Annotated in this window: 25 protein-coding genes; all 25 read right to left on the bottom strand. The window is 40.9% G+C overall.

Features of this window, described 5'->3' with window-relative positions:
* Nucleotides 1–8: 8 nt before the first annotated feature.
* The 25 genes from NSQ25_RS07400 to murG all read right to left on the bottom strand — a co-directional run bounded on the left by NSQ25_RS07400 (nucleotide 9) and on the right by murG (nucleotide 24,460).
* A complete protein-coding gene (locus NSQ25_RS07400; RefSeq protein WP_024424239.1) occupies nucleotides 9–785 on the bottom strand; it encodes an RNA-binding protein in 777 nt (258 codons plus the stop codon).
* A gap of 53 nt (nucleotides 786–838) precedes the next feature.
* On the bottom strand, nucleotides 839–1,120 hold the full coding sequence (locus tag NSQ25_RS07395) for a YggT family protein (RefSeq protein WP_024424240.1): 282 nt from the start codon (nucleotides 1,118–1,120) through the stop codon (nucleotides 839–841).
* Nucleotides 1,121–1,126: 6 nt separating this feature from the next.
* Nucleotides 1,127–1,585, bottom strand: coding sequence for a cell division protein SepF (gene sepF, locus NSQ25_RS07390; protein ID WP_024424241.1), 459 nt, complete (start codon nucleotides 1,583–1,585; stop codon nucleotides 1,127–1,129).
* A gap of 1 nt (nucleotide 1,586) precedes the next feature.
* Nucleotides 1,587–2,276 (bottom strand): YggS family pyridoxal phosphate-dependent enzyme, encoded by a 690-nt coding sequence (locus tag NSQ25_RS07385; RefSeq protein WP_251027142.1) that lies wholly within the window; start codon nucleotides 2,274–2,276, stop codon nucleotides 1,587–1,589.
* 6 nt (nucleotides 2,277–2,282) lie between these two features.
* On the bottom strand, nucleotides 2,283–3,122 hold the full coding sequence (gene pgeF / locus NSQ25_RS07380) for a peptidoglycan editing factor PgeF (RefSeq protein WP_024426938.1): 840 nt from the start codon (nucleotides 3,120–3,122) through the stop codon (nucleotides 2,283–2,285).
* A gap of 235 nt (nucleotides 3,123–3,357) precedes the next feature.
* Nucleotides 3,358–3,594 (bottom strand): YlmC/YmxH family sporulation protein, encoded by a 237-nt coding sequence (locus tag NSQ25_RS07375; protein ID WP_008344958.1) that lies wholly within the window; start codon nucleotides 3,592–3,594, stop codon nucleotides 3,358–3,360.
* Between the two features lie 79 nt (nucleotides 3,595–3,673).
* On the bottom strand, nucleotides 3,674–4,450 hold the full coding sequence (locus tag NSQ25_RS07370) for an ABC transporter ATP-binding protein (protein WP_041118122.1): 777 nt from the start codon (nucleotides 4,448–4,450) through the stop codon (nucleotides 3,674–3,676).
* Between the two features lie 130 nt (nucleotides 4,451–4,580).
* Nucleotides 4,581–4,937: a PTS glucitol/sorbitol transporter subunit IIA gene (locus NSQ25_RS07365; RefSeq protein ID WP_007499733.1), complete on the bottom strand. Its 357-nt coding sequence runs from the start codon at nucleotides 4,935–4,937 to the stop codon at nucleotides 4,581–4,583.
* Nucleotides 4,938–4,961: 24 nt separating this feature from the next.
* Entirely contained in the window at nucleotides 4,962–5,972 is a 1,011-nt protein-coding gene (locus tag NSQ25_RS07360; protein ID WP_024426936.1) for a PTS glucitol/sorbitol transporter subunit IIB, read from the bottom strand.
* 13 nt (nucleotides 5,973–5,985) lie between these two features.
* On the bottom strand, nucleotides 5,986–6,516 hold the full coding sequence (locus NSQ25_RS07355) for a PTS glucitol/sorbitol transporter subunit IIC (RefSeq protein WP_024424246.1): 531 nt from the start codon (nucleotides 6,514–6,516) through the stop codon (nucleotides 5,986–5,988).
* An 18-nt stretch (nucleotides 6,517–6,534) separates the two neighbouring features.
* On the bottom strand, nucleotides 6,535–6,966 hold the full coding sequence (locus NSQ25_RS07350; protein ID WP_024424247.1) for a transcriptional regulator GutM: 432 nt from the start codon (nucleotides 6,964–6,966) through the stop codon (nucleotides 6,535–6,537).
* Nucleotides 6,967–6,978: 12 nt separating this feature from the next.
* The gene (locus NSQ25_RS07345) at nucleotides 6,979–8,223 is read right to left on the bottom strand and encodes an SAF domain-containing protein (RefSeq protein ID WP_024426935.1); all 1,245 of its coding nucleotides are present in this window, start codon (nucleotides 8,221–8,223) and stop codon (nucleotides 6,979–6,981) included.
* Between the two features lie 244 nt (nucleotides 8,224–8,467).
* Nucleotides 8,468–9,406 carry a sugar-binding transcriptional regulator gene (locus tag NSQ25_RS07340; RefSeq protein ID WP_065214327.1) on the bottom strand — a complete coding sequence of 313 codons (939 nt, stop codon included), beginning with the start codon at nucleotides 9,404–9,406 and terminating at the stop codon, nucleotides 8,468–8,470.
* Nucleotides 9,407–9,556: 150 nt separating this feature from the next.
* A complete protein-coding gene (gene sigG / locus NSQ25_RS07335; protein WP_024424250.1) occupies nucleotides 9,557–10,336 on the bottom strand; it encodes an RNA polymerase sporulation sigma factor SigG in 780 nt (259 codons plus the stop codon).
* Between the two features lie 143 nt (nucleotides 10,337–10,479).
* On the bottom strand, nucleotides 10,480–11,199 hold the full coding sequence (sigE, locus tag NSQ25_RS07330) for an RNA polymerase sporulation sigma factor SigE (protein WP_007499746.1): 720 nt from the start codon (nucleotides 11,197–11,199) through the stop codon (nucleotides 10,480–10,482).
* 58 nt (nucleotides 11,200–11,257) lie between these two features.
* Entirely contained in the window at nucleotides 11,258–12,187 is a 930-nt protein-coding gene (gene spoIIGA / locus NSQ25_RS07325) for a sigma-E processing peptidase SpoIIGA (protein ID WP_046310869.1), read from the bottom strand.
* Nucleotides 12,188–12,437: 250 nt separating this feature from the next.
* The gene (locus NSQ25_RS07320) at nucleotides 12,438–16,748 is read right to left on the bottom strand and encodes a S8 family peptidase (protein ID WP_231122763.1); all 4,311 of its coding nucleotides are present in this window, start codon (nucleotides 16,746–16,748) and stop codon (nucleotides 12,438–12,440) included.
* Nucleotides 16,749–17,056: 308 nt separating this feature from the next.
* On the bottom strand, nucleotides 17,057–18,202 hold the full coding sequence (ftsZ, locus tag NSQ25_RS07315; RefSeq protein ID WP_024426931.1) for a cell division protein FtsZ: 1,146 nt from the start codon (nucleotides 18,200–18,202) through the stop codon (nucleotides 17,057–17,059).
* A 33-nt stretch (nucleotides 18,203–18,235) separates the two neighbouring features.
* A complete protein-coding gene (gene ftsA, locus NSQ25_RS07310) occupies nucleotides 18,236–19,558 on the bottom strand; it encodes a cell division protein FtsA (protein ID WP_034281692.1) in 1,323 nt (440 codons plus the stop codon).
* Nucleotides 19,559–19,717: 159 nt separating this feature from the next.
* A complete protein-coding gene (locus NSQ25_RS07305; RefSeq protein ID WP_003210988.1) occupies nucleotides 19,718–20,086 on the bottom strand; it encodes a small basic family protein in 369 nt (122 codons plus the stop codon).
* Nucleotides 20,086–20,811 (bottom strand): DUF881 domain-containing protein, encoded by a 726-nt coding sequence (locus NSQ25_RS07300; protein ID WP_034281689.1) that lies wholly within the window; start codon nucleotides 20,809–20,811, stop codon nucleotides 20,086–20,088. The genes NSQ25_RS07305 and NSQ25_RS07300 overlap by 1 nt, the downstream gene beginning before the upstream one ends.
* 20 nt (nucleotides 20,812–20,831) lie before the next feature.
* The gene (locus NSQ25_RS07295; protein ID WP_034281688.1) at nucleotides 20,832–21,521 is read right to left on the bottom strand and encodes a DUF881 domain-containing protein; all 690 of its coding nucleotides are present in this window, start codon (nucleotides 21,519–21,521) and stop codon (nucleotides 20,832–20,834) included.
* Nucleotides 21,518–22,297 (bottom strand): cell division protein FtsQ/DivIB, encoded by a 780-nt coding sequence (locus NSQ25_RS07290; protein WP_061109806.1) that lies wholly within the window; start codon nucleotides 22,295–22,297, stop codon nucleotides 21,518–21,520. The genes NSQ25_RS07295 and NSQ25_RS07290 overlap by 4 nt, the downstream gene beginning before the upstream one ends.
* 125 nt (nucleotides 22,298–22,422) lie before the next feature.
* The gene (murB, locus tag NSQ25_RS07285; protein WP_034281685.1) at nucleotides 22,423–23,334 is read right to left on the bottom strand and encodes a UDP-N-acetylmuramate dehydrogenase; all 912 of its coding nucleotides are present in this window, start codon (nucleotides 23,332–23,334) and stop codon (nucleotides 22,423–22,425) included.
* Nucleotides 23,335–23,365: 31 nt separating this feature from the next.
* A complete protein-coding gene (murG, locus tag NSQ25_RS07280) occupies nucleotides 23,366–24,460 on the bottom strand; it encodes an undecaprenyldiphospho-muramoylpentapeptide beta-N-acetylglucosaminyltransferase (protein ID WP_046310860.1) in 1,095 nt (364 codons plus the stop codon).
* Nucleotides 24,461–24,512: the final 52 nt, after the last annotated feature.

Below are 24,512 nucleotides of genomic sequence, written 5' to 3'. Positions count from 1 at the left end.
CAAGTTCGTTATGTCAGAAGCTCAAATGTTACTTTGAATTTATCTTTTTTGGTCTTCCCATCAATCGTTTTGAGGCTAAAGCGGCCAAATCCCCGAACAGAGAGCTGATCGCCTTCACCGATTGTAAAGGAAGGGTCCTCAGTGACTTTCCAATTGACTTTGACAAGCCCATTTTTAACTAAAAGCTGTGCTTTTTGCCGAGACTGACGGCTGACAGCAGCGCATACAGCATCCAGCCGAAGTGAAGAAATGGTATCTTCTTTGATATCAGTCTTCGTGATCACTGGCTTTATTTCTGCCTGCGTGATTTCCTCTAATGAAACGGCTGCTCTGCCGACATGTGTCAGCTGCGCCCGCACAAAATCGGCGACATCACTTGTACAAATAAATTGCACATCTTCCTCTGAAAATAATAGATCTCCGAATTTTTGACGCTTCAAGCCTGTCCCAATCAATGAGCCGAGAAGCTTCGGGTGTTCTAAGGAAATAAACTTTTTCGCATAGTTCACCTGAAAATATGACAGCTCAACATCTTGAATAGAAGGTTCTAAATAATCAGGATAAATGAGAGCTCTTTTGCGCTCCGCTCCCTCATACCCGCCAAAAAACATGATCCCAAGTTCTTCGCCATGCTGGATGACGGATTCAGTAATAAATTGCTCACGCGGATCAAGAAAATCTGTTAATTTCATTCGATATTGGTCGAGTGCGATTTTTTTCCAGCCTAACACTTGGTCAACAAATGGCTGTTCGTCTTTTCTAAAATGCTGATAGATATCGCTCATTTTGTTCCCCTCTTATGTAAAAGAGCCTGGCAGTGCCAAGCCCGGCAGCCTGTTTACATGAAGCGCACAATCATATTGTAAAGACCAGTTAGTCCATATGATGATGCAAAACGAATCACAAGCAATGCCACAATCGGCGAGATGTCAATCATGCCGATTGGCGGAATAATTTTACGAAATGGTTCTAAATACGGTTCGCAAATATTTGTCAGAAAACGGCCAAACACAGTTTCTCTTGCAGATGGCACCCATGACATAAAGATGTAAATAATAATCGCGAATGAGTAAATCGTTAATACCGTTCCTAAAATATTAAAAATGAAATTTAGAATCACTATGATTTACCACCTCTGAGGTTCTTCCTCTGTCAATAGCTCTGATATTGTGCCAGATACATCTACATTATCAGGTGTGCAGAGGAATATATTCGAGCCAATACGCTGGATGTCTCCACCGATTGCATAAACGGTTCCGCTTAAGAAGTCAATGATTCGCTTTGCTTGATCATGCTGAATGCGCTGCAAATTCACGACGACTGCACGTCTGTTTTTAATATGGTCTGCAATCTCCTGCGCTTCTGCATAAACACGCGGCTCACTTAACACCACTTTAGAGGATTTTTGCACGCTTTGCAAGCTGACAACATTTTGTTTTCCTGTCTGCGGACGATCTTGAAATGCTGCTTTGTCCTTCGTTCCTTTTTCTTCTTGAACGGGTTCTCTTTCTTCATCAATATATTCGTACTCATACTCTTCATCGTCGAGAGTGAAAAAGCTTTTAAACTTATTTTTTATGCTCATGTCACGCACCTCCTGTTTCATTTCCAACAAGTGAAGAGCCAATCCGAACGAATGTCGCACCTTCTTCAATTGCGATTTCAAAATCATTTGACATGCCCATCGATAAATGCTGACAAGGTGCATTTACTTGGTTAAGATGTTTTACTTCTTCTCGAAGAATTTTTAATGTTTTAAAACAGTTTCGAATCACAGTGTGATCCTCTGTAAATGGAGCCATCGTCATCAGTCCAGCAATTTCAATCTGTTTGAAATCAGCGAGCTGCTTCACAAATGGAATGACGTCTTCACTTTTCAAGCCGTGTTTTGACTCCTCAAGTGACGTGTTCACTTGTACAAAACAGCGAACTGTGTGATCCGCTCTTTTTTCAATTTCATTCGCAAGAGACATCCTGTCGAGCGAATGTAAGTAGTCAATTGTCTGAATGACAGATTTCACTTTACGTGTTTGTAAACTGCCGATGAAGTGCCAGCTAATGTTTTCATCGGTTATGGCCGCCTGCTTTTCAAGTATCCCTTGGTCACGATTTTCACCAAAATGCATAATCCCTGCTTCTTTGGCTTCTTGTGCTCGTTCAATTGAGACATACTTTGTCACAGCAACGACCGATACATCTGCTGGATGTCTACCGGCTCTTTTACATGCTTCGTTTATTTGTTCATTTATTTGTCTGAGATTCTCTCGTACATTCAATTGCACTTATGCCTCCTTAAACCCGACAAAAGACATCATACGTCCTGTTTTGCCTTGATCACGCCGGTGTGAGAAGAATAGCTGATCATTGCAGCTTGTGCACATCGAACTGACATGTATGTTTTCTTCTTTTATTCCTGCATGAAGCAATACGTTTTTGTTTAATGTTTTCAAATCAATTTTATATTGTCCTTGTGAAATCTCGGAATACACATCCTCTGTTGAAAAAGGAAGCTGTTTCACTTGATCCATGACTGCGTCATCGACTATGTAGCAGCAGCTGCCAATGGATGGTCCAATGACGACTTGAATATGATCGGCCTTGGCACCTTCTTGGCGGACCCATTCATCAACCATCTTAGCACCAATTTGCTTGACGGTTCCTTTCCAGCCGGCATGAGCCGTTCCAATTAATCCGTTTTGCGGAGCTAGAAAATAAAGCGGAACACAATCAGCGAAACAAAGAGCGAGCATCATGTTCGTCTCAGAGGTATATAAACCGTCTGTACCAGGCAGTGCCTCATGATAATGAAGACTTCCTCTTCCTCTTTGCTCCTTGGTGACTTTCAGGATGCGATCCTCGTGTGTTTGGTCTGCAAACACCCAATCAGAGAGCGGCACAGCAGCAGCATCTGCTATGACTTGACGATTCATTTGAACACTAGAAGCATCATCTCCTACATGGAGTCCAGTGTTCAATGATTGATATGGAGGTAGGCTGAAGCCGCCATTTTTTGTCGTAAATCCGGCCAATACCTCTTTTCCAGAACATGTCATGTTCGTCCAATCATGAATGGTCATTGCATATGGTGATTTCTGCTGAAAGGGGTCATATTTGTGTGTCAAAGCTGCCTCCCACCTTTCATTCATCTCTCTTTATATCGCTCCTATTTTACCACAAGACATGCATAGACAGTTAGTGGGATTCATTAAATATTACACTCAAATGTGCCCTTTCTGCAGGTTTTTTTTCAAATTGATATGAAAACGTAATCTTTTTACCCGAAAAAGACATTGTTTGCTGAGAATGGAGAGCTTGTTTTAAGGAAAAATTGAATGATTCATTGAGGAGTTATACGAATTAAGAAGACAATCGGACAAGTATTACATCTTCGCCAATTTTTACTATATTTCGCCAAGGGACGATCATTTCCTCTTCTTTTCCGAAAAATCCCATCATTTTCCCTGTGCCGCCAATAATAATCGCTTGTATTTTGCCGCTTGTCACATTAATATCAATGTCCCCAATGGTGCCTAGTTTTTTTCCGCTGGATACATCGACGACATCCTTGATTTGGAATTCAGAAATACTGATCATCTGTCCTTCCCCGCCTTTCGTTTTCTACTATAATATGTATGATGGAAAAGCAGGGACGCAGACCAATAGTTTCTTTTATCTACAATTTACTTAAATGCGGACGGCCATTTCTCCACATGACATCTACCGGACATTCAAAAAAAGAAGAAAGCAAGCCGCTTGTCATCATTTCTTTCGTTTCTCCTTGATCAAAAACAGATCCATCTTTTAATAATAAGGTGTGCTGAAAAACAGGCAGAATCTCCTCTGCATGATGGGTCGTATAGAGCAAAGTAGGCGCATCAGGCTTTGCTGCAATAAATGAGATGGTCTCCAGCACTTGCTCTCTTGCTAAAAAATCAAGACCCGTCACAGGTTCATCTAAAATCAAAAGCTGCGGATCATTCATTAAAGCCCTCGCAATCAAGACTTTTTGCTTCTCTCCCTGTGAGAGGGTTTCATATGTTCTGTTGGCATATTTGAATGAACCAAATGCTTTTAATAGATCAATGGCTTTCTCTCTCATTTCATCTGTCGGGGTTTCATAAAGCCCGATAGAAGCAAATGCGCCGCTAAGTACAATTTCAAAAGCATTGTCGTCTCTATGCAATTTCTTTTCAAGTCCCGCTGAGATGAGACCAATTTTCCTCCTGAGCTTTTCACCAAGAGCTTCCTTGCCAAAGACATGTCCCAGCACTGTCATCTCGCCTGACGTGGGGAAATAATAGGAGCAGAGCATATTTAATAAAGCGGTTTTTCCCGCACCATTTAAACCGTAAAGCACCCAGTGTTCCTGCTTGTTCACCTGCCAGTCAATAGACTGCAGCAGCCATTTCCCATTTCTTTTTAATGAAACATTCTTCAATTCAAGTGACACCATAACTTCCTCCTGATTAAAAATTCCGAATATACAAATAATGAATGTTTACAGCATATCGTAAATGCTCTTTCTGGTAAACCTCATATAAAAAAGCTGCTCCTAATTAGGAACAGCTTTTTTTACATGGTTACGAAATTTCAATTCGTACGCCTTCTTTTATATCAGGAAACGTGTGCGGGGATGCAAAAACAGCACCTGGTAATACATCATCAAACGGCTCTTGGAAGTAGATCGAAATATGGCCGAGCTCTTTAAAGTTGTCATTTGCTTTATTGCCGAGGGCTGTGATCGTGTACGTTTGATCGCCCACTTGAATAGTTCCGCCCAGCTTCAGCGGCTCTTCTTCTAGATGCTCGAACTCATGAATGACAGACATATCTCTTAATTCCTGCGGCGCTGCGGGTCCAAATAAAACAATCAGCTTATCTTCTTTAAATTGAGGGACTAAGATCCCAATTTCTTTTACGACAGATTGTGTTACCATGTATCTCGATTCCTCCTTTAATACTTAATACATACCGAAGCTGGCAACGTATGCGATCACAACAGATAGAACCCCTGTAATAAGACGGCTATACAAAACAGCTGGTACCCCATATTGTACCGTTTCCGGCTTCGCTTCACCAAGTGACAGCCCCACTGGAATAAAATCACACCCTACTTGGCCGTTGATGGCAAATAGTGCAGGTAGTGCAAATTGAGGCGGAATGTTTCCTAGTGCAATTTGACTACCAATCAGAACACCGATGACTTGGGCAATGACTGCTCCAGGTCCTAAGACAGGTGATAGGAACGGCAGTGTACAGACCACAACGAGCAGTAAGAGCCCCCAAAGAGATCCTGCCAAAGGTGATAGAAAATGGGCAATCAGGTCACCGATTTTTGTATAATTGATAATTCCAATTAACATACTGACAAATGCCATGAAAGGAATAATGTTTTTCAAAAGCATATCAACAGAATCACGGCCAGCCTGGTAGAACGTACCGGTGACTTTCCCGATTCCGCGTGAGAATCTCATCAGGAAATTGCCTTTTTCCTGCCGCTCAATATTTTCCTCTTTCAGCTTTGCATACGTTTCTTTGAAATTCTCTTTGTCAATCGACTCACTGTTTTCCTGACCTTCTGCTTTCGCCTCACCATCAGATGCTTCTGCATAGGAAATATCTTTTTCTGTTACGCCTGATACGAAGATATCTTCTGTAATATGTTTAGCAAGCGGCCCAGAAGGAGAGGATGCCAAAACGTCTACAGTAGGAATGCGTTTCATTGGATAAAGTCCGATTCGCGCTGTTCCACCGCAGTCAATGACAACACACATCATTTCATCTTCTGGTATAGAGTTTTTAAAGCCGTCACATGCTTCTGTCCCTGTCATTTCTGCAATTTTACGTGCAACCGGGTGAATGCCTCCCCCTGTAATGGAAACAACCTTTCTTCTTTTACCAGTTGGTTCAAGCTCTAAGCCTTCTCCCCATCCGCCAGCACCTTTTGCAACAAATACTTTGTGGTTTGTCATGTCTAACCCTCCCCTATTGTGAATTCGCTTTCATTTTTCCTGCTAAATATTTTGTAATCCATTCAGTAATGATTCCGCGTAGTAAAATGACGACGATCCCGACTAAGAAGTAACGAACAGCAAGCTCTGACATTGAATATCCAGCTTCTTTAATCCCGTTCGCAATTCCTAAGTAGACAAATAGTTCTCCTGCGTTGGCATACGGGAACAGTGATGTCACCGGATGAACAAATGAAACAGCTGAATCATAGAATGCTGGTTTTTGTTTTTCAGGTAAGAAGCGGCCAAACGTATAAGCCATTGGGTTTGTCAAAATAAGAACAGATAAGATCGGCATTAACGTGTAGCGCAAAATGGTATATTTCGCTGCAAACTGAATGGCTCTATTCACTCGCTCTTCTCCAATAAATTTCATGACAGCATAAGTGAAAGTAAGTAACACAACAAGCGTTGGAACGATACCTGTAATTAGACCCATGAACTGCTTTCCGCCGGCTTCAAACATTCCGATAAAGTGCTCTCCAAACCATTGAATCCATTCCATGTTTCATCTCCCCTTTCTTTAGTTCACATTTGTTATATTTTTTTTCGAAATCGAGACAAGTGCCTGCTCAGCCGCCATGGAAAGTGCTTGCATGACAGCTGGCGCTTTTTTGCGCTTTTTCAACGTCTTCTTCATCATATGGTGCTCGTCCAGCACAGCCCCTACATGCTTGCCTTCATATGCAGGGACTTCTTTAAATTTAGATAAGATCGACACGCCGCCAAGCACATGGCATTTTTGAATGATATATGATTCATCCACAATGATGAGCGCAATGGCTCCAGGGCCAACTTTGCGCCGTTCCATTCCTGAAAATAAGTGATATCCCTGTTTCCCTCTGTAGTCATCAATTAGTGAGTCCATGCTTTTGCGGTAATACTTGATTTGGATAAAAGATAACCCATATTGCACAATGAGAATGATACAAAGTACGATTGCTAATTTTTCCATAGCTTCACGTCCTTATGATTGAAATAAGTGATCTTGTAATGAACGCAGCTTCCAGACGGTTGTGTTTGAATCAAGCTCTACATCATCATGAGTAAGGAACTGTCCTAATTTGATGTCTTTTTTCGCTACAACTTTTCCGCTGATTAAGCCAATTGGAATGTGACCGTTCGTTTTCATGTCTTGATGTGTTTCAAGTACACCTCTTACGGAGTATCCGCCAATTCCGTCAAGTGATTCCCCTGCTTTAATATCTCTTTTCGCAACAGCGACTGTTTCTGAGACTGGTACACCAATCGGGTGGATCGATGAATCATGCTGTAAGACCGCTTTTGCGATCGTAACAGGTGTTTCAAGGCTCGCTAAGTGGAAAGGACGGTAAAGCGTGTAGTGAGGACCTTTTCCAACTTTTAAGTAACGAAGCTCTTCATCTACTGGCTCTAGATCACTCTTGACGATAACGAATACACCTGGAGCAAGTCCGTTTACATATTCCACGACTCCGAAGTTATCGAGCACGCCGCCTTGTTGTTTTTGATTCAATTTATCTGCTACATTCTCTAAATTTGCTTCGACTCCGTGCATACCGACTTTATCTGGCAAAAGCCCTGTCGCGTTACTTAATAAGTTCATTTCTGCCATTGTTTTTGTTCCGTCTTGGAAGGCAGCGAGCATATGTGCACTCATATGTTTACTATCTGCTTCTGCTTTACACGTATCTGGATTTGCTTCTGGGAAGAATGGGTTGTTCTTGCCTTTCCCAGCAACGAGCACCTCAAGTCCCATTGTTTTTGCAAATTCATATAATTCTAGTGTAGCTGCGGGTTCGTCTCCAGCTGATCCAGAATAAACAAGCCCTGCATTTGTGAATAATTTATGCATCACCAAACCGATGGTAATATCAACTTCTACATTTAAAAGAACGAGATGTTTCTTTGAATTAAGCGCTTCCAAAGAAATGTTTGCTCCGACCTCTGGCACTCCTGTTGCATCTACGACAACTTCCACAAAATCTGATTGAATTACTTCTCTATAATCATTTGTGACGACCATTTGATGCGGCTTCGCATGCTGCTTGTAAAAATTCGCTGCCTTCTCTGCTGCACTAAGGTGAATATCACAAACACCTGCTACAATCATGCCTGGAATTTTAGAAATTTGTGAAATAAGTCCAAAGCCCATTTGGCCTGCCCCAATAATTCCTACTTTGATTGGATCTCCACTGCGTTCTCGAGCTAACAACTGTTGATAGATTGACATCTAAATCATCCTTTCAGGTTTTCTTGCTTCTCGGGTAGATTGCTAGAAAAATAATCTGAAACTTTTAACAAATGTTATAAAAATTAACAAAAATCTGTTTCTTGTAACATTTGTTATTTTATTTATCATTTGTTATGAACTTAGTTTATATGATGTGTCAACTTTGTGTCAAGATAAAATCGATAAAATTTTCAATCTTTTTGAGTCTAAAGGCTCAAAAAAACTACCTAATATGATTAGGTAGTTACTTTAATAAGGCATCTCCTGTTCGTTCATCCGTAATTAATACATGAATTAATCCACCTTCTAATGCTGCCCGGATCGCTTCAATTTTTTCTTCTCCTCCAGCGACACCAATGACTAGCGGGATTTCTTTCAGCTTTTGCGGGCTTATGCCCATTACCCTGTTGTTCCATGGGTGAGGATACACTTCCCCTTGGTGATCAATAAAGTTATAGCAAATGTCACCCGCTACATCCTTCGCTTGAAGAATATCCTCCTCTCCGCTTGTCATATAAGATTTCACCATCGTTGAATGCTGCGGAACCCCGCCAATCCCGACAACCGCAATATTTGATGATTCTCCTAGTTCAATCACTTTTTTGATTGACGGCTGCCGAATCAGTACATCCTTCGCTTCTTTCGTATCAAGCATGACAGGCACATGTAAAAACTCACATTTAGATTTGAGTGCCTCTGTGCATCTCGCAATAATATAATTGGCATGGATATCAACATCTTCGTTTCCCACACCCCCGACTAGAGGAACAAATGTCACAGATGGGTAGTGCTGAACTGACGTAAGCGCTTTCGCCATTTCATGCAAAGTGGTTCCTGAGGAAAAACCGATGACTTGTCCATCCTTCATGACTTTTAATAAAAAGCCTGCCGCCGCAGCGCCAATTCGGCTTTTTGTTGTTTCTTGACTGAGCGTTTCCACACAGACGACTTCTCGCAGCCCATATTTCCGCTCTATTTTTCTTTCTAATGATCCATATTGTTGATTCACTTCATCATGAATAATGATTTCCACGATTCCTGCTTCACGTGCTTTTGCCAAATATTTCGATATGAGCGAACGGCTAACCCCAACCGCTTCTGCTATTTTAGATTGAGTGGCGCCTTCTTCATAATACATATGCGCAACCTTAATGAGCAGCCTTCTTTCATCATGGAATGTCATAATAACCCTTCTTTCCGCTTAAGTGTTCCCTAACAAATGATATCTAAAATAACATTTGTTAAAAACAGATTAAATGAAAAAAATAACAGAGTCAATACTAGAGACGTGCTCTTTCCAAGAATGAAAAAAGCCGCACATGAAGCGGCGGCTTTAAAAGATGTTTTTATTCATTTGTTTAATGGCTGCTTTTTCAAGTCTTGAGACTTGTGCTTGAGAAATTCCGATCTCTTCAGCGACTTCCATTTGCGTTTTTCCTTGGAAGAAGCGTTTGCGCAGAATCATTTTTTCTCGATCATTCAATCGGCGCATTCCCTCTTTTAAGGCCAATTCCTCTACCCATTGTGTGTCTTTGTTCCGATCATCACTAATTTGATCCATCACATAAATCGGATCTCCTCCGTCATTATAGATCGGTTCAAACAAAGAAACAGGATCTTGAATCGCATCTAGGGCAAAGACAATTTCCTCATGAGGCACTTCCAGCACTTTGGCAATGTCTTCTGCCGTTGGCTCCTTGCTTGTCTCACTTATCAGCCTCTCACGAACCTGAAGCGCTTTGTAGGCAATATCTCTAAGTGAACGAGACACCCGAATTGGGTTGTTATCACGCAAGTATCGACGGATTTCTCCTATGATCATAGGGACCGCATAAGTTGAAAATCTGACATTGTGGCTTAAATCAAAATTATCAATTGATTTCATTAATCCGATACAGCCTACTTGGAAGAGATCATCCACATACTCGCCTCTGTTGTTAAAACGCTGAATCACACTTAAAACCAACCGCAAATTGCCATTGACTAGCTTTTCTCTTGCTGTATCGTCACCCTCATCCTGCAGCTGTCTGAACAATTTTCTCATCTCTTCGTTTTTCAGAACAGGCAGTTTGGAGGTGTCGACTCCGCAGATTTCCACTTTATTTCTGGACACTTTTTTCCCTCCCTACAGGAGCTGTTGTACAAAGTTCAGTATCTCCTTGGGATGGAAAAATATGCACGAGTGATGATGAGAATCATGAGAAAAGAAGTTGATACCTTTGACAGCAAAGGGACAGAGCTTTCAAAAAAAATTTTTTAGACCATTTTGTTAAATTCTTTTTGTAATCGTTTAATAATTCTTTTTTCAAGTCTTGAAATATACGACTGGGAAATGCCTAACATATCAGCGACATCTTTTTGGGTTTTTTCTTCACCGCCAACTAAACCGAATCTGAGCTCCATAATCTGCTTTTCGCGGTCATTTAATTGCTCCAGCGCTTTTTTCAACAGTTTTTTATCTACATTTGCTTCAATATCCCGTGTGATAATATCATCATCTGTTCCAAGTACGTCTGATAAAAGCAGTTCATTTCCGTCCCAATCAATGTTGAGCGGCTCATCAAACGACACTTCTGAACGAATTTTATTATTTCGGCGCAAATACATCAAAATCTCGTTTTCAATACATCTCGAAGCATATGTCGCAAGCTTGATCTTTTTTTCTGGATTAAATGTATTGACTGCCTTAATCAGGCCAATAGTTCCAATACTAATTAAATCCTCAATATTAATCCCTGTGTTTTCAAATTTTCTTGCGATGTAGACCACCAACCGCAAATTTCTTTCAATCAGGATAGCCCTTGCTGTTTGATCACCTTTTGGTAATTTGACAAGCAGTTCCTGCTCTTCATCCTTTGATAATGGCGGCGGCAGCGCCTCACTACCACCAATATAATAAATCTCATCACTCTTAAGACCTAGCTTCATGAGGAGTTTATACCAGTAGTAAGTGAGTTTAAATTTTAATTTTTTCATCTTCTTCTCCCTTCTAAATGTCAAGTTGACCTCGTAAGATAAAAGACATCACCAAAACTTAAGACACCCCTTGGATGATTTTTCCGTCTAACATATCTGGATGAATGATGGATTGAAATTCCTGATCTGCTGATAAACCGCTCAGACTCATGCCTACAAAACACTTGGCTGGCTGGATCATATGCGTCTTTGAATAAATGATGACCGTATCTGGTTTTAAGCATAGAAGAAACCCGTGATCATGACCGACCGCTCGATATGGAACAAGTCTTAAACGGTCAAGAAGCGGAAATTGATCATCGAGCTTTTGCATCACTTCAACAGGATGAGACTGCTTCATAAGCTCTATAAATGGCTCTCCGCAAATGGACATGAGCTGATCTGCTTGAACGATCATCACAGGTGTTTTCGTCATAGGATCATACAGCTGATTACCGGAATCGACGAGTCCCTTTAAACGGATGATCTCCCCGTGAATGTGTATCTCCACAAGGACTTGTTCATCAAACTGTCTTTTTTTCGCACCGACCTCTCCTAATCTTTTCTTTGAAAACAGCCAAATCGCAGGAAAGCCGGTTAAAACGAAAAGCCAGCTAATGGGATCACCAAAGCCATCATTTTGTGAAATCAACAGCCCGTCTTGAATAACAGTATTGGTTTGTAAAAACGAATGAACCCCGATCATGCCTCCTCCCATCAAAAATGTGATAAAGTAAAAAGCAAACAGGTTTTGAAAAAAGGATCGAAATCTTTGAAATCCAAAAGTAGCAAGCACGATCAAGACAGAAAAAAGCAGTTTGCCCAAAGGGTGTGACACAAACATTGCAAATGGTGTAAAGAGCAAGAGAACAATGCTCGATCCAATCAGAGCTCCTAACATATATCGCCGTTTTTTTACTTGTCGTTTGAGAATAAATGCAGTGAGTAAGAGAAGCAATAGATCAAAACAAAAGTTTAACAGCCAAATCACATCTAAATAAATGACCACCTTCTGCTCCTTTCATCTGAAACAAAGAATCAAAAGCAGTACTTGCACTTGTTTGTACCAGTATAAAACAGCCAAGAGATGGAAGTCTGTCAATTCTTGTTGGGGATGATAGAGAACTTTTGGTGGATTGTTATTGTTTTTGTCGAGGAATGAGAGCACAAAGCAAGAGAGTGTGCTTCCGGACAAGCTTTCAAACAATTATTCGAAACGAAAAAGACACGCTCCAAGGAGTCGTGCCTTTTTTTAAGGATTATTTTTCATTGATATTTAATGTGCCTGAAGCCTTTTGTCGAGTAACATTTCCATAATCATCCCGAACAATCACTTCAATGACTGCACCTTTTGCTTTGGCGGTAGAAGTAGCTGTCCAGTAGCCTTCATATGTTCCGCCGGCTACCTCGCGAAGCGGCAGCTCTGTTGTATTTTGCAGCTTTGATCTCGCGTTTGTCAGCGGCATATGAATGACAAACGTTGCGTCTAGCTTTTCTCTGCTGTTAAATGAAATTTTAACAGACTCACCTGATGATAGATTGACATTCTCTGCTGGTGTCAGCTTAAAAATCTCAGGCGCTTCGTATTGAACATCGATATCGACTTTTTTAGTCGCTTTGTTTCCTGCTGCATCTTTTGCTGTAACTTTGATCGTATTTTTCCCGTTCTCAAGCAGGATTCTTGCAGAATATTTCCCATCTTTTATTGCTGCCTTTTTTCCATTCACAGTGACTTGATCAAGATGATCATCGGTTACCTTTCCTTCTACAGTGAGTGATTCTTTGTTAGATTTTTCCCCTTTTTTTGGTGTATCTATCGTTACCACTGGGGCTGTTTGATCAATGATCAACTTGACTGATTTGGATTTTTTCGTTGCGCCTTTATCCGTAACAGTGGCAGCCGTAAATACATGCTCTCCGCTTGACACTGTAACCTTCTCTTTGAAAGCACCCGACTGATCTGCTTTCACTTTGGCAATCTCTTTATCGTTTTGATAGATCGCTACATCAAGCCCTGGAGAGGCTTTACCTTCAATCTCCAGTTCATCTTTGTTCGTGATCGTTCCAGCCTTTGGAGATGTTATTTCTGGCACATCTGCTTCATATTGGACAAGCGCACGAATCATATAATTTCCCTCTTCTTTTGGAGAAGGAGAAAAGGCACCGCTTGTCAGCTGCCAGCTTCTTTCAGCATTTGGTCCATCTTCATCTGTTGCAAGGCCTGGAGATTCCGTATTCTTTTTCGTTTGAATATAGACAAGATAGAAATCTCCATCCACCGTAATGGCTTGATCTTCTAAATCTACTTTTGTCCATTCACCATTACGCAGCGCATTCGCTTTAAAAGGTCCCGCGATTTTCTTACCTGGAGCACCGTCCTTTCCGGAAGCATCATACACTTCAACCGCAAATTCATTCCCGCCAGGGGCTGGCCACTCTGTTGTCCAGAAACGGAAAAGTCCCCCTGTGACCTGCGCTTGTTTCTTCCCTTTTTCTAATGAAAATTTCACCGCCCAGCCATTACCAGGATCATAGAACGCCCGCGCATTTTCAGCTGTTCCGTCATCGTAGCCAATTTCGCCAGCAAAACCGATGAAAGGTTCCAGCTTGATTGCTTTTTCAAGCGGCTTTTCTGTCACATCAGCTGTAAACGAATATCCTTTAAACCCTTTCGCAAATACTTTGACTGTATACACACCGCTCAATGCCTCTAGAGAAAACTCACCAGATTCATCAGTTTTCACCGGCTCAATTTTCGCATCCTCTACAAGATAAACCTTAGCATCCTTTACTTTTTCACCCGTTGCTTCGCTTACAATTGTGCCAGATATCGTTCGTTTCTCAAGTGGCTGTAAGGAGAAATTTGCCTCTGCCTGATCATTTGCAGAAATATTGACTTTTTGTGTGCGTGATTCAAAGCCATATGCTTCAGCTTTCACTGTAAATTCCCCTGCACCATGAGAAAGCTGATATCTCCCTGTCGCTTCATCTGTGTACGTGGACTTGCCGCTTTCAAGAACACTGATTTCTGCCTTCATCGGAAGAGCTTTAATAGATGGGGCATCTAAGCTTTTTTCCTTTTTCATCTGGACATGCTTTTCTTTTAGTTTAGCAGGCTTTGCACTTTTCGGATCGACGGGTTTCTTCTGCTCCTGTGCTGGCTTTTCTTTTTTGATGACGCCAAGTTGTTTCTTTGCCTTTTGAGGCAAGGCTTGATCTGTTATTTTCACATCATCTAAATAAAAACCGTCTTTTGTCACACTGCCATCCGTTCTTAGCTGAAAAATAACTCTCACGTTCTGACCTTTGTAGGCAGATAAATCAACTTCTCCTTTTGTCCATCCACTTGTTTTGCCTGTGTAGGCTGCCACTTGGACAGCATCTTCCCCCTCAGGCTGCACATGAATATGCACATAGTCATAATTTGCTTCAAGGTCATGCCAGTATTGAAATTGTAAAAAGGAGGAGCCTGACTCAGGTACAGCAATCATCGGCATAGATAAATGAGCATCTGTTTGATTTTCATAAGGACTGTCTAGGTTTGTAGCGTAGACATGATCTCCAGTAAAGGCCTGTTTCGGACCTGTGGTCGGCTTCCCCCACTGCCAAGGATCTTTTGTTCCACCACTGAACCATCCACTTGGCCAAGCTTCAAAATCTTGCGAGTAGCCAGTCGTGATGGATGTTTTAATCGGAAGCGTATACGGTTCTGATGCGGCTTCATTTTCTCCAAAATCTTTCACAATCCATCGGTACGTGACGTTTTCCCCCTCAAGTTCTGGGAGCTGGACAACATATGTCCCTTTTAAATGATTTCCATCCGTTCGTTTTGCTTGAAGCGTCTCCCTTTTCCCTTGATCCACTTGATAGCTCAAGGAGACATTTGTCACAGCTACTTCATCTTCTGCTGTAATACTAAGAGGTGTTGGCGTAGAGGCAAAAATTTCATTCGGTCCTTTATGAGAAAATACAGGTGGTTCTGTATCTTCTCCTTCTTTTGTTACCTGCCCTTCAATCTTGCCAATTCCATCTGTTAATGCTGTAATCGCTTCTTTTGCATCAACTAATCCTGCCCCATAGCCATTGTTAGGGGATTCCGGGAATTGTTGATCTGTCAGTGGTTTTGCAGTATCAATGAGAATTTCTTCAATCTCTTCAACAGACAGATCTGACTGTACTTGGCGCAGAAGAGCCACAACAGCTGAAACATGCGGACCTGCCATCGAGGTTCCATTCCAGCCATCCTCATATCCTTTCCCTGGAATAGAAGAACGAATGTTTACCCCTGGGGCCGCAATATCTGGTTTCATGACCCCATATGGAGAGGGACCTTGCAAAGAGAAAGAACCCAGTTTGTTGTTTTGATCTGTTGCACCCGTCGCAAAGGCTTCGGGATAGTTCGCAGGATTTGCAATAGATCCCTCACCGCCAGGGTTAAATAAATCCGTATTACCAGCTGAAAATTCTGGGAAGATGTCCGCTGCTCTCCAAGCATTGACCACATCTTTATACCAATCATCAAGACCAGGCCCACCGCCCCAAGAATTATTGACCACATCTGGCGCCTTTTCTGGATGAGGGGTTCCGTTTTTATCTTTTGGAGCTAAAATCCATTCACCTGCGTCAAGCAGATCAGCATCTGATCCACCATCTTCTGAGAAAGCTTTCACCGCGATCCATTTTGCACCTGGTGCGACTCCAATTTGATTCTCTCCATTTGGCTCAGAGCCAACCATCGTTCCCGTTACATGTGTACCATGCTCTAAATCATCGTATGGCGCTTCAGAACCTGTCGTTGCATCGTACCAATTGAATTCATGAGAAGGTTCATTCGGACGTGCAGGATCAAATCCACGGTATTTTTCTTTTAATGCAGGATGATCCCATTCCACACCTGTATCAATACTTGCCACAACGGTACCAGTTCCGTCATAGCCTAAAGCCCACGCTTCTGGGGCATGAACTTGAGAAATGTTCCACTCGATTCCATCTGCTGCTTTGATTTGTTTGTTTTTCTTTGAAGTTTTCAAATCAACAGGACGATGGATTTGACGGATTTCATTTGGCAGCACTTGATCTACTTCTGGGAAGGAAGCCACCTTTTCCATGACTTCTTTCGTTCCCGTCACAGCGAGACCATTTACAATATAGTACGAATGAATATCCTTCACTTGCTTTTTCTTTTGTGCCTTTTGTAAATAAGCAAGCAGCGCTTCTTGCGTCTCTTCAGACGTCGCTCTTAGTTCTGATACGACAGCTGATCTTTTTGTGTACTGCGTTTTAGCTGCTGTTAACTTCTGTTTTTTGGCCTTTGACACAGCATCCTTCGCCACTTTTTTGACATTGGTTTGTTCCTTCATTTTGACTAAAAAGGTCACCTTGTCTTCTTGTTGAAACTGTTTCATTAATCTAGATGAGATCTTTGCTTTTGTTTTCTTGGAGGAAACAGCTTCCTCTTGATATGAGGTAGAAGTCGATTTTGCTTGAACCATCCCAAAGCTTGTCATCGTTAAAGTACCAATCACCAAAAGACTCATCAAACGATAGCCGGCGGTCTTGCGAAACTTCACTTTCAATCAAATCCCTCCTCCTCAAATGGTCAAACAGTGTATGGGTTTAACTCCTCCCTTTCCTTTGTTCATGACAAGATTCATGGTGTTCTATTTAATGTAGTCAAATAAAGTTCATCATTTTGTCGCTTTTTGTAATAGGATTTAAAAATGATTCTTTTTACTTAATCACTCTAAGTCGAAATACATATGTTGAATAAAGTAGCCCAGACAGATTTAAGACTTTTTGATTAGGAGTGATACAGGTTTCTTTATATATTGGACATGAAAAAATCCCCTTCCGGTGGAAGGGGATGAGTGATACTCGATTAGCGTTTATTACGATTGCGCAAGAACGTTGGGATATCCAGCGTATCATCGCTTGATTGTGTATTTTGTCTCGGCTGAGATGATGACTGCTGATGTTCCTCACGCTTTACTTCACGTTTTTGAGGAATGGATTGATTTTGCTTTAATCCTTGCCCTAATGGATTTCTTTGTGGTTTTGACACCTCTGGCTCTTGCTCAATAAATCCCGTTGCGATCACGGTTACCACAATTTCATCCTTCAAGTTATCATTAATGACAGAACCGAAAATCATGTTTACATCTTCATCAGATGCAGAAGCCACAATGTCCGCTGCTTCTTGTACCTCATAAAGACTTAGGTTCGTACCACCAGTAATATTCATGATGACACCTTGTGCACCGTCGATTGCCGTTTCCAGAAGTGGTGAAGAAATAGCTTTCTTCGCAGCTTCAGCGGCACGATTTTCACCAGTCGCAACACCGATACCCATAAGAGCAGAACCTTTATTGGACATGATCGTTTTCACGTCAGCAAAGTCAAGGTTGATTAAACCTGGTGTAGCAATAAGATCTGAGATCCCTTGAACACCTTGTCGTAGCACGTTATCTGCTGCACGGAATGCTTCAAGCATTGGCGTGTTTTTATCAACAATTTCAAGCAAGCGATCATTTGGAATCACAATTAATGTGTCAACTGCTTCCTTCATAGAAGCAATTCCTTCGACTGCTTGAAGCTGACGCTTTCTTCCTTCAAATGTGAAAGGACGAGTCACGACTCCAACTGTCAATGCACCAGAATCTTTTGCGATTTTTGCAATGACAGGTGCAGCACCCGTACCAGTTCCACCGCCCATACCAGCAGTAACAAAGACCATGTCTGCGCCTTTTAATACTTCTTCAATCTGTTCTTTGCTTTCCTCAGCAGCTTTTTTACCGACTTCAGGATTCGCACCTGCTCCAAGCCCTCTTGTCAGCTTAGCACCGATTTGCATTTTCGTTTCTGCTTTTGATAGATTTAACGCCTGTGCATCTGTGTTGACTGCAATGAAATCGACACCTTGTACGTCATTTTCGATCATTCGGTTGACAGCGTTATTTCCGCCTCCACCTACTCCGATTACTTTAATTGATGCTAGGCCGTCTATATTTGTTTCAAACTCCAACATGCTGAATCCTCCTAATCCGTCGAAAATCTAATTCTATTCCCAGAACATATTAAATAGTTTTTTCATTTTGCCCGGTTTTTTATTTGTCTCTTCTTGTGCTTTTTGTTTTACTTTCGGTCTTGGCTGCGCTTCTTTTACTTGTGGTGCAGAAGAAACCGGCTCCATGGACGCGCCTACTTCATGAAACGCCTCATCCGGCATTTGGAATCCAACCTGTCTGCCCTGAATCTTTGCATTGCGATAAGCAAAGTGGATCAGACCCACTCCTGTCATATACTGAGGTTCTCTCACCCCAATATAATTCGGACTTGCAATTCTAACATTGTTTTGCAAGACCGTTTGTGCAAGAGAAAGGATACCTGGTATAGCTGCCTGTCCACCTGTTAAAACGAATCCTCCAGGCAAATCATGGACACCCATATTTCTTAATTCCTCTGCCACAAAGAGCAAGATTTCTTCCAGCCGCGCCTCGATGATATTAGCCGCTTCAAGCTGTGTATACGTCTGTTTCTGATCGGTACCGATGACAGAAACTTCAAATGTTTCCTCAGACGATGCCTCATCATAAAACGCATGTCCAAATTGTTTTTTGATTCGTTCAGCTTCTTCAGTAGAAGTTCTAAGTCCTATAGACAAATCTTTTGTAATGTTCTCTCCGCCCAAAGGGATACTGTGAGTAGAATAGAGATGCCCGTTTTCAAATACGGAAATCGTTGTAGATCCGCCGCCAATATCGACGAGAGCTACCCCTAGATTTTTTTCATCTTTCGATAATGCTGCTGAGCCCGATGCGAGCGGCTGCAAGCAAATATCCATAATTTCAATTCCAGCTCTTTCTACACATCGGAGCCAGTTATGTAGAATCGTCTTAGAACCTGTAATTAACGTTCCATCCACCTCTAGCCGAACACCAAGCATTTTTTTCGGATCAGTGATCTCATCTCTTCCGTCGACGATAAATTGTCTCGGGATGACGTCTACGACGAGATGTTCTTGAGGAATAGATACTACCTGTGCAGCATCTAAGACACGTCTCACATCTTCAGCATGTATTTCTTTGTTTTCACTAGATACTGCGACCACGCCGCTCGTGTTCTGAATATGAATGTGGTTTCCGTTAATTCCGACAATCGCCTTTTGTAAAGGAAAACCTACCATTCTTTCAGCCTGTTCAAATGCTTGTCTAATAGAATGAACTGTCTCATCTATATCAACAATCGATCCTTTTTTTAACCCTTCTGAAGGGACATTTCCAACACCTATAATGTTAAGCGAATCATCCGCCATTTCTCCGACGATGACTTTTATATTGGATGTACCGATGTCAAGGCTGACGTAAATTTCATTGTTGTTCATTCTATGGCACCTCCTCACATATCAATACTTTCTATTCTATTATTTGCTGAACAACAATACAATGAATGTGTTTTTACAAGTGTGTAACAAAACTTAAAAAATCAACATTTTTTATTAGGATTACTGAAAATATTCGTTACATCATATGTATATCCTTTTTTATGACTCACTTTTTTTCTTTTTTTCTCTAGAAATTGTCCATTTTGTTAGTAGAATTCTTCGAATAACTGCTATATTTTGAAACAATCTAACGCCGAAAGCAAACATTCCGACTAAATACAAGTCTACACCAAGATGGACGCCCAGAAAAGCTAAACTTATTGCAAGTATAATATTAAAGAAAAAGCCTGATACAAACACTAGTTCATCGTATGCCCCTTGCAGATGTGCCCTGATTCCACCAATCAATGTATCAAGCGCAGCAAGTACAGCGAGGGAAAGATAATTAGAATACTCATTCGGTATCGTAAAATTTGTTAAGAAACCGATCGCAACTCCTATGATTAAGCCAAGTACAGGAAGCCACATTAAGATTTTCCCTCCTTTACATCGTCAAGAGGCTTCAACTCGTTTAACTGAATCGCACCGTCATATGCTTTTAATTGAATTTGCTGCTTCGGCTGGCTAATACTTAAGCCGAAATTTTCCTGAGCAAACAAATCACCAATATCTGATACATTTAAACGGCTATATAATTTGTCGGCCTGGTCGCTGATCATCTTGATGGTCACTTCATCACCATCTAAGCTGTAGCCATCCATTTTCGTCGTGCCATTAATATCTCGAATCACACTTGTATTAATCACACGGTGGTCATTAATGGAAATATGTTTTGCCCCATACATATTTGCTTCGTTGATTAACTTTTTCAGAAGATCAGGCGGGATATTTTTCACTTCTTCCCCGGTCAGTTCCTTGGAGAAAAGCTGAGAGATGTCAACTTCAATTCCTTCCCCTGTCACTTCTGTAAAACCAGCCTTTTCTTTTAAATCTTTTAATGTTTTTGTCAGTTGAGCTTCTTTTGATTGATCTCCTTGATGACCATACTTTTTCAGCATTTCATCGTATTTATCAATTTCTTTCAGTAAATCCAATTCTTTACTTTTAGATGCAGATAAATCCTCTCTTAGCTCCCACACATCGCGAGTATCACGAACTTTGGGCTTTTGCAATGAATTAAATTGGATGGAGACCATGATGCCGAATATCACCATTAAGGCTGTCAAACTAAGTAAAGGCTTCTTTTTCCTCAACACCACTCACCTTTTCACTTTTAATCTTTGTGTTTTAAAAGAGGATTCATACGAATATCCTTTTTTTCAATCGTCATCGAAATGTGATCACTTGTCAGCTGATCGACTACTCCTCCTGCAATATTTAATGCAGGTATTAACACAGCCGGATCACCAATAGCAGAAATAACAAATGGCGCTGGATGCTGAACCCCGTCAACTGTGACAACTGGGCCGTTACAATGTATGTACGATTGGTGTGTAATTCTCTGTCCATTAATAGATACAGCAGAGGCCCCTGATATAAACAGTTCGTTTATCACATGAAAAATGTGGCTCTCATGAACAATGTAATTATTGACATTTTGTCCACTCGGGATATAAGATGCATCTTCAAGGGATACTTTTACCCCTTTTCCTTTTACACCGATCTCTCCTGTAAACATCCTGTATTTCTCAACATCTTCCAATACATTAAAATACTGCTCTTTTTCATTTTTCAAATTGGCCTCAGTGGCTTGAACCTGTGATTGTAGGCTATATAATTCTTTTTCAAGTTTCTGATTCGCCTTTTCTTGCTTTGTCAGCTGACTTTTCAAGGAATATTCTTTTTTCCATTGCTCTGTTCGGATGACATCTGCCTGATGCTGCTTTGTATATTGGTATGAAAAAGAAATCAGAAAACCAAGAACAAGCATTACAATTGAGAATATAACTGTTTTGCCTCTCAACGTTCATCTTCCTTTTTCTTAGATTTAAACGCTTCAAAATACGTCGCGACTTCCATATGGATTGTGCCTTTTTCAGATGGCGAAAGTTCTTTTACAATGGCAGGATAGGTTTTCATTTTATCAGCGAATGTTTTAATTGATGCAATCACGGTGTTCCCGTCATTCATATAAAATTTAACGAGCCACTGGTTTGAGCTTGTCGGCACATAATATATTTCTGAGATGAGTTCCTGAATAGAGGCTGGCAGCTGATTTAAAGTTCTAACCGTTTGCTTCAGCTTCTCTTTATTGTCCCAATCAACAAAAATAGGTCCTGCATGACTTGGTGTGACTTCTTCTGGCAATACTGTCCCATTTTCAAGAAGCTCATAGTATAGATTTCCCTTTTGAAGATAAGCAATATTGGCATATTCTTTGACAGCAATACTAACCTTATTTGGAAAATGTTTTTTGATACTGACACTTTTAATCAGTTTGTTTTGTTTAATATGATCTGCTGTTAAATCTTTATTTAAATTCCAAAACTCTGTTTCGCCTTCTTTAATCTGGGAAAGTTTCACAAGCTGTTTTGTAGGGACATGCTCGTTACCCGTAATAGTTAAAGAAGAAATTTTACTGATTGGTGTCTGCAAATAAATAATGATTAAAACCATGATAAAAAACAGTAGAATAAAAGAGATTAGTCTCCGATTCGCTTTCTGCTTCCTTTGTTCTTTAATTTTAGGAATCCGTTCTTCTATATTGACGATCTTTTCATTTTCATGATCAGGCCGCATATATATTCTTCACCCCATTCAAAGCTGCTTGTCCACACCTTTGGGTCATCATTTTGATGAGAAAACAAACGGCATTCTTCATGCCGTTTGTTTTCCTGTGATGCCATCATTCATAAATCTTGCTTTTAATTTGCTTCACCGATAATTTCTACTTCTGTATGCATATCTACATTGTAGTCATCTTTAATTTTCTTTTGGATGTACTGAATTAAGTCCAGCACGTCTTGAGCAGTAGCCCCGCCAGCGTTCACAATAAAGTTTCCATGCATGTCAGAGATTCTTGCTCCGCCAATTTGGTACCCTTTTAAATTCGCTTTTTCTACAAGCTGTCCTGCATATTCAGGCAGCGGATTTCGAAAAATACTTCCCGCACATGGTCGATTATAAGGCTGTGTTTCCTTGCGATAGTCTTTATTTTGCTGCATTTTCTTTGTGATTTTCTCGCGATCATCCTGTTTTAACTTAAACACGGCCTCGAGAACAATGCCTGGTCGTTCCTTTTGAAGGACAGACGTTCTGTAGCTAAAGTTCATCTGCTCATTTGTTAGCCACTCGATGCTTCCATCTTCAAATAAGATTCTCGCTTTCACAAGAATTTTACTGATATCAGATCCGTGCGCACCTGCGTTCATATAAACAGCGCCGCCAATAGACCCTGGAATACCAGCTGCAAATTCCAGCCCTGAAAGACCCTGCTTACTAAGAGACGTTGCAAGCCTTACAACAGAATAGCCGCCGCCAACTGTAATTTCTTCACCATTTACAGTTAAGTGATCAAGTCCAGCGCCTAACTTCAGGACGACACCGCGTATTCCTTTATCAAGTACGAGTAAATTTGATCCTCTTCCAATAACCGTCCAGTCCGCGTGGTGTTTTTTTATCTGATCCATGATCGTTTTAACTGCATCAATATCTTTAGGAACGATCAATAGATCTGCCGGCCCGCCTATTTTCATTGTCGTATGATTTGCAAGCGGCTCATTTTCAAGCACTTTACCGACTTGCGCTTCTAATAATTCATTCTTCAAGTTCTCCATATTACCCTCCGCCTTACCTAATATCATTCCATCATGTAGTCGTAATTTCTTTTAATACATTATATAAACGTCCAGCCGCATCTGGTACTCCGAGTTCTTTTGTTAAACGGCTCATTTCGTTTAATTTTTCTTCATGACCAGCAATTTCATCAATGGCATGAAGGAGGCTCTCTCCAGAAAGCTCTGATTCTCTTAAAACGATTGCAGCGTCATGCTTTTCTAGTGATCTTGCATTGATTTCCTGGTGATTTGCCGTCACGTATGGACTTGGAATAAAAATAGTTGGAATTCCAAGGGCTGTCACTTCAGCAATCGTTGTGGCTCCCGCTCTTGCAACAATCACATCAATCGATTTCAAGTACTCCGGCATTTGATGCAAGAAAGGCTTTGTAATCATATTAGGTGCTGCACCTTTTTCCTTTAGTTCGTTCAGCACTTTTTCATAATGAACCTCACCTGTGATATATAAAAGCTGATAGTTCTTAGCCTTTAATTCATCTTGCATGTCAATAACTGCTCTATTAATCGGCGCAGCCCCCCGGCTCCCGCCAAAAATAAGAACCGTTTTTTTCTTTTCATCCAGCCCAAACTCCTTCAGAGATTTCCCCTCTTTTATAGAGACGACTTCAGAGGCTCTAGGGTTTCCCGTAAATACAACCTTTTCAGATGGAAAATGTGCCTTTGCTTCTTCAAAACAGATGGCTACCTTATCAACATACCTTGCTAAAAACTTATTTGTGATACCAGGCAGGCTGTTCTGTTCGTGAATAATGGTCGGAATCTTCAGCTTAGAAGCTGCATAAACAACAGGGCCGCACACATAACCACCTGTTCCAATGACCGCATCTGGCTTAAATTCCTTTAAGTAAGATTTACTTTTTTGAACGCCTTTTAGAAATCTCATCACCGTTTTTACATTATCAAAGGAAAGCTTTCTTTTAAAACCTGAAATTTCTATGGACTTGAAAGGGATATTTTCTCTTTCTACAATTTTCTTTTCAAGTCCATTTTCAGTACCAATATATAAAAATTCTACATCAGGATGCAGTCTTTTCACTTCTTTAATAAAAGCTAAGGCCGGATAAATATGTCCGCCTGTTCCGCCTCCACTGATTACTATACGCATTATACCATTTCCCCTCAATTTTTTTCTGCTCTGAACAAAGTATAAACCCTGT

Source organism: Bacillus sp. FSL R5-0512 (assembly GCF_038593295.1).
GTDB lineage: Bacteria > Bacillota > Bacilli > Bacillales > Bacillaceae > Bacillus > Bacillus safensis.
The sequence above is the reverse complement of the archived record's forward strand: the minus strand, read 5'-3'. Positions and strand labels throughout refer to the sequence as shown.

Coding starts and splice junctions, on each gene's coding strand:
- NSQ25_RS07365 (WP_007499733.1), bottom strand. CDS start 4,937: ATGGTAACACAATCTGTCGTAAAAGAAATTGGGATCTTAGTCCCTCAA.
- NSQ25_RS07355 (WP_024424246.1), bottom strand. CDS start 6,516: ATGGAATGGATTCAATGGTTTGGAGAGCACTTTATCGGAATGTTTGAA.
- murB (WP_034281685.1), bottom strand. CDS start 23,334: ATGGAGAACTTGAAGAATGAATTATTAGAAGCGCAAGTCGGTAAAGTG.
- NSQ25_RS07340 (WP_065214327.1), bottom strand. CDS start 9,406: ATGACATTCCATGATGAAAGAAGGCTGCTCATTAAGGTTGCGCATATG.
- murG (WP_046310860.1), bottom strand. CDS start 24,460: ATGCGTATAGTAATCAGTGGAGGCGGAACAGGCGGACATATTTATCCG.
- NSQ25_RS07345 (WP_024426935.1), bottom strand. CDS start 8,223: ATGTCAATCTATCAACAGTTGTTAGCTCGAGAACGCAGTGGAGATCCA.
- NSQ25_RS07360 (WP_024426936.1), bottom strand. CDS start 5,972: ATGACAAACCACAAAGTATTTGTTGCAAAAGGTGCTGGCGGATGGGGA.
- NSQ25_RS07375 (WP_008344958.1), bottom strand. CDS start 3,594: ATGATCAGTATTTCTGAATTCCAAATCAAGGATGTCGTCGATGTATCC.
- sepF (WP_024424241.1), bottom strand. CDS start 1,585: ATGAGCATAAAAAATAAGTTTAAAAGCTTTTTCACTCTCGACGATGAA.
- ftsA (WP_034281692.1), bottom strand. CDS start 19,558: ATGAACAACAATGAAATTTACGTCAGCCTTGACATCGGTACATCCAAT.
- NSQ25_RS07290 (WP_061109806.1), bottom strand. CDS start 22,297: ATGCGGCCTGATCATGAAAATGAAAAGATCGTCAATATAGAAGAACGG.
- sigE (WP_007499746.1), bottom strand. CDS start 11,199: ATGAAAAAATTAAAATTTAAACTCACTTACTACTGGTATAAACTCCTC.
- NSQ25_RS07305 (WP_003210988.1), bottom strand. CDS start 20,086: ATGTGGCTTCCTGTACTTGGCTTAATCATAGGAGTTGCGATCGGTTTC.
- ftsZ (WP_024426931.1), bottom strand. CDS start 18,202: ATGTTGGAGTTTGAAACAAATATAGACGGCCTAGCATCAATTAAAGTA.
- NSQ25_RS07350 (WP_024424247.1), bottom strand. CDS start 6,966: ATGGAAAAATTAGCAATCGTACTTTGTATCATTCTCATTGTGCAATAT.
- NSQ25_RS07400 (WP_024424239.1), bottom strand. CDS start 785: ATGAGCGATATCTATCAGCATTTTAGAAAAGACGAACAGCCATTTGTT.